General features: G+C 69.9%; 10 protein-coding genes. 2 read left to right on the top strand and 8 right to left on the bottom strand.

The features are described from left to right. Positions 1-167: 167 nt before the first annotated feature. From VJ655_RS09435 to VJ655_RS09415, 5 genes are all read right to left on the bottom strand, one after another. A complete protein-coding gene (locus tag VJ655_RS09435) occupies positions 168-677 on the bottom strand; it encodes a F0F1 ATP synthase subunit B (protein ID WP_324110812.1) in 510 nt (169 codons plus the stop codon). A 10-nt stretch (positions 678-687) separates the two neighbouring features. Beyond that, positions 688-1,221: a hypothetical protein gene (locus VJ655_RS09430; RefSeq protein WP_324110811.1), complete on the bottom strand. Its 534-nt coding sequence runs from the start codon at positions 1,219-1,221 to the stop codon at positions 688-690. A 120-nt stretch (positions 1,222-1,341) separates the two neighbouring features. After that, entirely contained in the window at positions 1,342-1,566 is a 225-nt protein-coding gene (locus VJ655_RS09425) for a F0F1 ATP synthase subunit C (protein ID WP_004615714.1), read from the bottom strand. 47 nt (positions 1,567-1,613) lie between these two features. Further along, positions 1,614-2,375 carry a F0F1 ATP synthase subunit A gene (locus VJ655_RS09420; RefSeq protein WP_324110810.1) on the bottom strand — a complete coding sequence of 254 codons (762 nt, stop codon included), beginning with the start codon at positions 2,373-2,375 and terminating at the stop codon, positions 1,614-1,616. A gap of 5 nt (positions 2,376-2,380) precedes the next feature. Then, complete coding sequence (locus VJ655_RS09415; RefSeq protein WP_324110809.1) at positions 2,381-2,764, bottom strand: AtpZ/AtpI family protein; 384 nt, start codon at positions 2,762-2,764, stop codon at positions 2,381-2,383. 359 nt (positions 2,765-3,123) lie between these two features. Between VJ655_RS09415 and VJ655_RS09410 the strand changes: the two genes are divergently transcribed. Together VJ655_RS09410 and VJ655_RS09405 are read left to right on the top strand one after the other, a co-directional pair. Beyond that, entirely contained in the window at positions 3,124-3,513 is a 390-nt protein-coding gene (locus VJ655_RS09410) for a DUF6481 family protein (RefSeq protein ID WP_324110808.1), read from the top strand. Positions 3,514-3,600: 87 nt separating this feature from the next. Next, a complete protein-coding gene (locus VJ655_RS09405; protein WP_324110807.1) occupies positions 3,601-4,380 on the top strand; it encodes a TSUP family transporter in 780 nt (259 codons plus the stop codon). A gap of 115 nt (positions 4,381-4,495) precedes the next feature. Here the strand turns inward: VJ655_RS09405 and smc are convergent, their stop codons facing one another. The 3 genes from smc to VJ655_RS09390 form a co-directional block, all read right to left on the bottom strand. Further along, positions 4,496-7,939: a chromosome segregation protein SMC gene (gene smc / locus VJ655_RS09400; RefSeq protein ID WP_324110806.1), complete on the bottom strand. Its 3,444-nt coding sequence runs from the start codon at positions 7,937-7,939 to the stop codon at positions 4,496-4,498. A gap of 21 nt (positions 7,940-7,960) precedes the next feature. Then, positions 7,961-8,584 carry a thioredoxin domain-containing protein gene (locus tag VJ655_RS09395; RefSeq protein WP_324110805.1) on the bottom strand — a complete coding sequence of 208 codons (624 nt, stop codon included), beginning with the start codon at positions 8,582-8,584 and terminating at the stop codon, positions 7,961-7,963. Beyond that, positions 8,584-8,878: DsbA family protein (locus VJ655_RS09390; RefSeq protein WP_324110804.1), on the bottom strand; the 295-nt coding region annotated here is incomplete at its 5' end. The genes VJ655_RS09395 and VJ655_RS09390, both read right to left, overlap by 1 nt.

Genomic DNA, 8,878 nt, shown 5'->3' with positions numbered 1-8,878 from the left:
TCCCCCTCCGTCGGCTTCGCCGACACCTCCCCCGCTAGGGGGAGGATTGTTCCGCCATCCCCCCATCGCGGCCGTTCGTTAGAACGACCCGTCTCCAAACCCGAAAAGAAAAGGGCGCGGACCTTACGATCCGCGCCCTCTTTGTCTTGTTCGATGAACCCTCGCCGCTATTGCAGCTTGGCGCCCATCTGGCCGATGGCGAGGTCCGCCAGCGGGTCGGTCTTGGCGCCGGCCAGGCGGGCGGCCAGGACGGTCTCGGCGGCCTGGGCGGCGAGATCCACCGCGGCGGCCTTGACGTCCGCGGCGGCCTGGGCCTCGGCCTGGGCGATCTTGCGTTCGGCCATTTCGGCGCGGCGCTTGATCTGTTCCTCGAGCTTTTCCTTGGCCTCCTCGGCCAGACGCTTGGCGTCGGCCTTGGCGGCGTCCAGCATGGCCACGGCCTGGCGCTCGGCTTCCTCGCGCTGGGCCTTGACGTCGGCGAGCAGGGCTTGCGCCTCTTCCCGCAGTTGCTGGGCTTCGTCGAGCTCGGCCTTGATCTTGGCGGCGTAGCCGTCGAGCGCGCCGAACAGCGCGCCCGGCAGGACCTTCAGATAGACCAGCAGGCCGAAGAAGATCGCCAGGGCGACCAGGACCCAGAATTCCGGGTTCGACAGGCTGAACAGGGATTCGTGTTCCATCTTCAGTCCCTTAAGCCAAGGCCGACTTCAGCTCGGCGGCCGAGGCCGCCTTGCCGGTCAGCTTCTCGACGATCGCGCCGGCGGTGTCCTGGGCCACTTCGCGGACATGGCTCATGGCCGTGTCGCGGGCGGCCTGGATGGAAGCCTCGGCCGCGGCCAGCTTCTCGGCCAGGACGGCCTCTTCCTTGGCCTGACGCTCGGCGGCTTCGGCCGAAGCCTTGGCCTTGGCGTCCGCCGCGGTCTTCTGGGCCTTGGCGCGGGCCTCGGCCACCTCGGCGGCGGCCGCGCGGGCCTGGGCCTCGGCTTCGTCCTTCAGACGACGGGCGTCGGCGATGTCGCCGGCGATCTTGGCGCCGCGCTCGTCGATCGCGCCGCTGACGCGGGGCAGCAGGCCCTTGGACAGCACCGCGTAGAGTACGGCGAAGATGAGCAGCAGCCAGACGATCTGACCGCCCCAGTGCTCGAACTGCAGCTGCGGAAGGCCGCCGCTTTCGTGCTTGGGAGCTTCAGTCGACTCGACCGCGCCTTGATGTTCCGTCGCCATGGGCGAGGGCGCCTCTCAGCTGGAGCATCCGGGATCGGGCGAAATCGGCCCGGTCCGGTGGGATGCGTAGAAACAAGGAGCTAGGGCGCGGCCGCCAGGCGAGCGCGCCCTAGGTTCGGATTACGAGAACAGGATCAGGAAGGCGATAACCAGGGCGAAGATGCCCAGGGCTTCCGTCAGGGCCATGCCCAGGAACAGCATCGGGCGCTCTTGAGCGGCGGCCGTCGGGTTGCGCAGGGCGCCTTGGAAGTAGTTGCCGAACATCACGCCCAGGCCCACGCCCGCGCCGATCATGCCGAGCATGGCCAGACCAGCGCCGATGTACTTAGCAGCAGCAGCGTCCATGATTGAGACTCCTTGAGAAGGGTATTGGTTGAAAGACTAAAGGTTGATCAGTGGCTGTCGAGGTGCACGACGTCGTTGAGATAGACGCAGGTGAGCACCGCGAACACGAAGGCCTGCAGGAAGGCCACCATGAACTCGAGGGCCGTCAGGGCGACGACCGAGGTCAGGGCCAGGGCCGAACCGGCCCAGCCCAGCACGCCGAGACCGCCCAGGGCGATCACGAAGCCGGCGAAGATCTTCAGCACCACGTGGCCGCCCAGCATGTTGCCAAACAGACGAAGGCCCAGGGTGATGGGGCGGATCAGGAACGACAGGATCTCGATCGGCACCAGCAGGAAGTACAGCGGCCACGGCACGCCCGACGGGGCGAACAGCTTGAAGAACTTCAGGCCGTTCTTGGCGAAGCCGACGGCGACCACGGTCAGGATGACCATCAGGCCCAGCGTCAGGGTCACGGCCAGCTGCGAGGTGGCGGTGAACACCAGGAACATGCCCTGGATGTTCATGAACAGCACGAAGGCGAACAGGGTGAAGACGAACGGCAGGAACTTCTTGCCGTCGTGGCCGATGATCGACTCGGCCAGGCCGTCGACCAGTCCGTAGAGCATCTCGCCCACCGACTGCAGGCGGCCCGGCACCACGGCCTTGCGGGCGGCCAAGCTGTAGAAGGTGATGACCAGCAGCGCGGCCAGCATCATCGCGGCCACGGAGTTCGTGATCGACAGGTCGATAGCGCCCAGTCCGGGCACGGTCACGGTGGGCAGTTCCACGATCTTCTTGATCTGGAACTGGTGCATCGGATCGGCCATCGGCCCTAGTCTCTCTTCTGCTTGGGGACGGTTGGCCCGTCTCCCGTGTCTTCGCCGGCCTTCCCCTGCTGAGGGGACGGGGCCGACGCCTGCGCGCTCATTTTCGTCGCCTTGCGAACGACGGAGAAAATCGCGAGCCCGAGACCGATCAGCAGACCGCCGACCATGCCCCAGGGGCTCGTGTGGACGTAGCGGTCGAGCAGCCAGCCGAAGCCGAGACCCACCAATACGCCCCCGATCAGGTCCGCCAGCAGACGGTAGCCGTCCTGCTGGGCCTTTTCGGACGCCGCCCGGACGGGCTTTTCCGCCGCCTTCCGCGCCTCAAATGCGTCGAGCCGAGCGTCGAGGCTCTGCTGAGCCTTGTCGTTCGGTTCGTCGGCCTTGGGCATGGGAAGCGGCAGGTCCGAAAGCGCCGCGGACGCGCCAAAACAAGGCGCTTTTCCGGCCGGCTTGATCGGCGCGGAACCTATAGACCTCGCTGCGGTGCGTCAAGGTGACCAAGCCTTGGTCCAAGCGCCTGGAATACTTAGGGATTTCCCTTCCGTAGCGGCGAAAGGGCCAATTCGCCCCTTTTCCGGGGGAATTATCCCGGGGGCGTGGTCTACCCGGACCGCCCAGGCTTCCCTATCTAGAGCGTGCTCTGGCGACATCACCTCTCATAGGCAAGGGATGATGGGCCCCGATGACGCATTGATTTTTTCGTCGATCTGGGCTTTAGAGCCGCCGCCTCCAAATAACACGAAGATTCATGTCGCACCTGAAGAACACCGGATTCGCCGATCGTATTTCCGCCCAGCAAGAGGCCAAGAAGGCCATGCTGGCCAAGTTCAAGGCCAAGCCGACCGTCCAGGACCCCGATTTCGACAAGCGCGAAGAGCTTCGCGCCGCCGAACTCGAAGCCGTCCGCGCCGCCCGGGCCGAAGCCAAGGAAAAAGCCCGTCTCGAAGCCCTGGCGCGCCAGGAAGAGCTGATGGCCGCCAAGCGCGCCGAGCGCAAGGAGCGCAAGGCCCTGGAAGCCGCCGAGCAGCGGGTCCGCAAGGAAGAAAAGGCCAAGGAGCGCGACGAACTGCGCGCCCTGGGCAAGACGACCAACAGCAAGCAGTCGCGCGCCCAGCAATGGGGCCACCTGCTGGGCTAAGCGGCGAAAGGGGCCTTCCGAGGCCCCTTTTTCTTTGCCCGTCTTCTTTCCTTTGCCGGCGACGTCGAACGGGGTCATGAGCCGATCATGGTTTCCCTCGACGTCATCGCCAGCCTGTTCGTTGTCGCCGCCCTCGCCGGGGCGCTGGACGCCATCGCCGGCGGCGGGGGCCTCGTGACCCTGCCGGCCCTGCTGCTGGCCGGCCTGTCGCCCGTCCAGGCCCTGGGAACCAACAAGCTTCAAGGCGCGGTCAGCGCCATTTCCTCGACCAGCGCCTTCGCCCGGCGCGGCCTGATCGACTGGAAGACCGCCCTGCCGGTCGCCGGCGCGGCCGCGATCGCCGGTCTCTGCGGCGCGCTGTGCGCCAGCCTGCTGTCGCCTCAGCTGCTGCGGGCGATCGTGCCGGTGCTGCTGATCGCCATCGCCCTCTATTTCGGCTTCTCGCGCGCCCTGAAGACCGAGGACGTGACCCCGCGCATGGCGCTGGTCCCGTTCGCCTGTTTCGTGACGCCCCTGGTCGGTTTCTATGACGGGATCTTCGGCCCGGGCGCCGGCGCCTTCTACATGGTCGCGATCGTCACCCTGCTGGGCTACGGCGTCTTGAAGGCCACGGCCCACACCAAGCTGGCCAACGCGGCCAGCAACCTGGGCAGCCTGGCGCTGTTCGTCTCCAAGGGCGTGGTGGTCTGGCCGATGGGTCTGGCCATGGCGGCCGGCGCCTTCCTGGGCGCGCAGGTGGGGTCGCGGCTGGCCATGCGCTTCGGACCCAAGCTGATCCGGCCGCTGCTGGTGGTGATCTCGTGCGCCATGGCGGTGAAGCTGCTGGCGGATCCGGCCAACCCGCTGCGGGTGGCGGTGGGGTTCTAAATCCTCCCTCCAGCGGGGGAGGTAGCGCGAAGCGTCGGTGGGGGAAGTTCTGCCGAGCCGGCCATTCCCCTCTCCGTCGGCTGCGCCGACACCTCTCCCACGGGGAGAGGATTTTTCAGGCCGCGACCAGCTTCTCAGCCGTGCTGAGGTCCACGCTGACCAACTGGCTCACCCCCCGCTCGCCCATGGTCACGCCGAACAGGCGGTCCATCCGGCTCATGGTCACCGGGTTGTGGGTGATGGCGATGAAGCGGGTCTGGGTGCGGCGGCGCATCTCGTCGAGCATGTTGCAGTAACGGTCGACATTGGCGTCGTCCAAGGGCGCGTCCACTTCGTCCAGTACGCAGATCGGGGCCGGATTGGCCAGGAAGACGCCGAAGATCAGGGCGCTGGCGGTCAGGGCCTGCTCGCCGCCGCTCATCAGGCTCATGCTGGCCAGGCGCTTGCCGGGCGGGCAGGCGTAGATCTCGAGGCCCGCTTCGAGAGGATCCTCGCTCTCGATCAGTTTCAGCTCGGCCATGCCGCCGCCGAACAGGGCCTGGAAGAGGGTCTGGAAGTTGGCGTTGATCACGTCGAACGCCGCCAGCAGGCGCTCGCGCCCCTCGGCGTTCAGTTCCTCGATGCCGGCGCGCAGCTTGGTCACCGCCCCGGAAAGATCCGCGCGTTCGGTGCGCATGGTCTCCAGGCGCCCGGCGTATTCCTGGGCCTCCTCCTCGGCGCGCAGGTTCACCGGGCCGATGGCGTCGCGCTCTCTCTCGAGCGCGAAAAGGTGAGCCTCCACACCCGCGGCGTCCTTCGGCACGGCCACGGCCTCGCCGGCGACATGGCGGCCCAGCTCTTCGGGCTCCATGCGGGCCTGCTCGCGGATGGCGCTGGCGACCTCGCCGAAGCGCTGGCGGGCGCCGTCCAGGTGGGCGACCAGGGCGGCGCGCTTCTCGCGGGCCTCGCCGGCCGCCTGTTCGGCGGCGCGCGCGGCGCGGTCGGCGTTGATCCGGGCGGTCTCGGCCGTCTCCAGGGCGTCGCTGGCCTTGGCGCGACGGGCTTCGGCGGCGGCGAACTCGTCCAGCAAGACGAGCAGCTTTTCCTTCAGCGTCGCCGGCGCCTCGCGGGCGGCCTCCAGGGCGGCGGCGGCCTTCACGCGGTCGCCCTCCAGGGACTCGGCGCGCTTGCCGGCGGTCTCGGCTCGCCGGGCCCAGTCGCCCCGGTCGCGCTCCAGGCTCTCGAGGCGACGCTGGCGGCCGGCGCGTTCGCGGGTCTCGACATCGAGCGCGGTGCGGGCCGCGCTGGCGGTCTCGCGCGCCTGGGCCGAAGCCTGTCGCGCCTGCGCCAACTGGGGTTGCAGATCGCCCGAGGTCTGGGCGGCGGCGTGAGCCTCGCGCGCCTGGGCCAGGGCCCCATCGGCCTCGACCTTCTCGGCCTCGAAGCGGGCGATGGTGTCGTCCAGGGACTGGGCGCGGGCGGCCCGAAGCGCCTGCTCGCGCTCGAACTTGGCGACCTGCTCGCGCGCGCCGTTCAGCAGCCGCTCGGCGTCGGGCGGGCCGCGCCGCCGGTCGCGCAGCAACTCCTCGACCGCCCGCATCCGGTCGGCGGCGGTCTTCAGAGCCGCGGCGGTGGCCTCGGCGCGGGGCGCCAGGACGTCGATCTCGGCCTCGACCTCGGCCAGGCGGGTGCGCTGCTCCAGCCGGACGGCGGCGGGCTTGGGCGCGTCAGCGCGGGCGACGAAGCCGTCCCAGCGCCACAGGTCGCCTTCCATCGAGACCAGGCGCATGCCCGGCTTGAGGTCCTTCCGCAGCCGATCGCCGTCGGCGCGGGCCACCACGGCCACGTGCGAAAGACGGGCGATCAGCTCGGGCGGCGCCTTGACCAGCGGGACCAGCGGTTGGGCGCCTTCCGGCCAGAGCGGCGCCGAGACCTGAGCCCCGCCCCAGTAGGACGGCGCCTTGGGATCGAGGGCCGCGTCCAGGTCGTCGCCCAGGGCGGCGGCCAGGGCCGCGCCATAACCCTTGTCGGGCGAGACGCTCTCCAACGCCGGGGCGTGGCCGCTCTTGGAACGCTGCGCGGTCAGCTGGGCCAGGCCGCGGGCCTCGGTGCGCAGGCGGCCCAGCTGGTCCTCGACATTGCGCGCCAGTTGACGGGCCTGGGCTTCCTGCTCGGCCGACTTGACCCGTTCGGCTTCGGCCTCCTCCAACGCCGCGCGGGCGGCGGCCAGGGCCGCCTCGGCGTTGACGAAGCGCTGGCGGGCGTCGGCGGCGGCCGGATCGACTTCCGGTCCGACGGCGGCGCGCTCTGCCCTGGCCTGGTCGAGGGCGCGGTTGGTGCGGTTGGCGCGAGCCTCGGCCTCGGCCAGGCGCGTGGCGGCGGCGCGGCCCTGCGCCTCCTCGGCGGCGACGCGGGCGGCCAGCTGCTCGACTGCGGTCTCGGCGGCGGCGCGGGCGGCCTCGGCGGCCTTGGCGGCGGCTTCCAGTTCGGGGCCCCGCTCCGGCGCGGCGGCGACCAGGGCGCGGACTTCCGCCAACTCGGCGTCGATGCGCGAGAGGGCGGCGGCCGCGTCGTCCTTGGCCTGGCTCTCGCGAGCGCGGTCGGCGTCGATGCGGTCGAGGTCGTTCTTGAGGCGCTCGAACTCGGCGGCGGCGGCCTCGGCCTCGCGCTCGGCGCGGTCCTTCTGGATGGCCAGCTGGCCCAGGATGGCCTGGGCGATGGTCGCCTCCTCGCGCAACGGCGGCATGGCGGCCTCGGCGTCGGTGATCGCCACCTGGGCGGCGGCGCTGGCGCGGGCGGTCTCCTCGACGAGCCGCGCGGCCTCGGTCGCCTCGCGCTGGGTGCGTTCCAGGGTGTCGCGGGCCTCGGTCCAGCGGGCGTAGAGCACGGCCCCCTGCACGGCGCGGATCTCGGCCGACAGGCGCTTGTATTTCTCGGCCTGCCTGGCCTCGCGACGCAGGCGGTTCAGGGCCGCCTCGAGTTCGCGCGCCACGTCCTCCAGACGGGCGAGGTTGGCCTCGGCGGCGCGCAGCCGCAGCTCGGCCTCGTGGCGGCGGGTGTGCAGGCCCGAGACGCCGGCCGCCTCTTCCAGGATGCGGCGGCGGTTCTGCGGCTTGGCGCCGATCAGCTCGCTGATCTGGCCCTGGCGCACCAGGGCCGGCGAGTTGGCGCCGGTCGAGGCGTCGGCGAACAGCAGCTGGACGTCGCGGGCCCGCACCTCGCGGCCGTTGATCTTGTAGGTCGAGCCCGAGCCGCGATCGATGCGGCGCACGACCTCCAGCACCGGGTCGTCATTGAACTGGGCCGGGGCCGTGCGATCGGCGTTGTCGATGGTGAGGGCCACGTCGGCGTGGTTGCGCGGCGGCCGCGCCCCGCTGCCGGCGAAGATCACGTCGTCCATGCCGCCGGCCCGCATCGCCTTGGCGGAGTTGGCGCCCATCACCCAGCGCAGGGCTTCCAGCAGGTTGGACTTGCCGCAGCCGTTGGGCCCGACGATGCCGGTCAGGCCCGGCTCGATCCGGAACTCGGTCGGCTCGACGAAGGACTTGAAGCCCGAAAGGCGGAGGCGCTGGAACTGCACGGAGGCGGTCCCTTCCGATCGTCAGCCCTTCGCCGCGGTGGCGAAGGCTTTGGACAGGGCGTCGAAGCCGGTGTCGCCCTCGATGGGCGCGCCATTGACGAAGAAGGTGGGGGTGACCTCGATATTGTCTTGGTTGAGCGCTTGGGAGAAGCGGTCGTTGACCGCCTTCAGCGCCGCCGGATCGTTCATCGCGGCGGTGAACTGGGCGTCGGTCAGGCCGTACTGCTTGCCGATCGCCTCCAGGCCCTCCCACAGCTTCTCGCTGCGATAGATCTCCTCCTGGCGTTCGAAGACGGTGGTCAGCACCTCGAAGTACTTGCCCGGAATGCGACGAGCCAGGATGAAGCCTGCGGCCGCGAACTCGTTCGGCGGGGTCAGGAACTCGCGGAAGACCAGGCGCACCTTGCCGGTGTCGACGAACGCCTTGCGGACCTGGGGCAGCACCGTCGTCCACCAGTGGGCGCAGTGCGGGCAGCTGGCCGAGGCGTAGACCACGAACTGGACCGGCGCCTTGGGCGAGCCCAAGGTCATCTCACCGGCCACCGGTGGCAGGGGCGCGGCGCGCGCGACCGAGGCGCTCGCCCCCAGCACCAAGGCAGGGAGGGCGAGGCCAGAGACGATCAGCGCGCGCCGGTCCAGCGTCATTACTTCGAGGCTTCCGCGATGGCCGCGTCCAGCTCCGCCAGGCTGCGCTCGCCGCCCTCTTCCGAGCCGACCTTCTTGCCGTTGACGACGAAGGTGGGGGTGCCCTGGATCTTGGCTTCCTTGCCGTACTTCTCGACGCGGGCGTTCAGGTCCTTCAGCGCCTTCTCGTTGGTCACGCAGGCGTTGAACTGGTCCTCGGTCATGCCGGCCGACTGGGCGACGTTCAGCAGGCCCTCGCGGAACTGGCCCGTCTGGAACATCTGCTCCTGGGCGCGATAGACCGAGTCGACGACC

The organism is Caulobacter sp. (assembly GCF_035254145.1).
Taxonomy (GTDB): Bacteria; Pseudomonadota; Alphaproteobacteria; order Caulobacterales; family Caulobacteraceae; genus Caulobacter.
Note: the sequence above shows the minus strand (reverse complement) of the source record. Positions and strands in the feature narration are given on the sequence as shown.

Bases quoted from the DNA above. Each gene is read 5' to 3' on its own strand.
- VJ655_RS09435 (WP_324110812.1), bottom strand. From the start codon at position 677: ATGGAACACGAATCCCTGTTCAGCCTGTCGAACCCGGAATTCTGGGTC.
- VJ655_RS09430 (WP_324110811.1), bottom strand. From the start codon at position 1,221: ATGGCGACGGAACATCAAGGCGCGGTCGAGTCGACTGAAGCTCCCAAG.
- VJ655_RS09425 (WP_004615714.1), bottom strand. From the start codon at position 1,566: ATGGACGCTGCTGCTGCTAAGTACATCGGCGCTGGTCTGGCCATGCTC.
- VJ655_RS09420 (WP_324110810.1), bottom strand. From the start codon at position 2,375: ATGGCCGATCCGATGCACCAGTTCCAGATCAAGAAGATCGTGGAACTG.
- VJ655_RS09415 (WP_324110809.1), bottom strand. From the start codon at position 2,764: ATGCCCAAGGCCGACGAACCGAACGACAAGGCTCAGCAGAGCCTCGAC.
- VJ655_RS09410 (WP_324110808.1), top strand. From the start codon at position 3,124: ATGTCGCACCTGAAGAACACCGGATTCGCCGATCGTATTTCCGCCCAG.
- VJ655_RS09405 (WP_324110807.1), top strand. From the start codon at position 3,601: ATGGTTTCCCTCGACGTCATCGCCAGCCTGTTCGTTGTCGCCGCCCTC.
- VJ655_RS09395 (WP_324110805.1), bottom strand. From the start codon at position 8,584: ATGACGCTGGACCGGCGCGCGCTGATCGTCTCTGGCCTCGCCCTCCCT.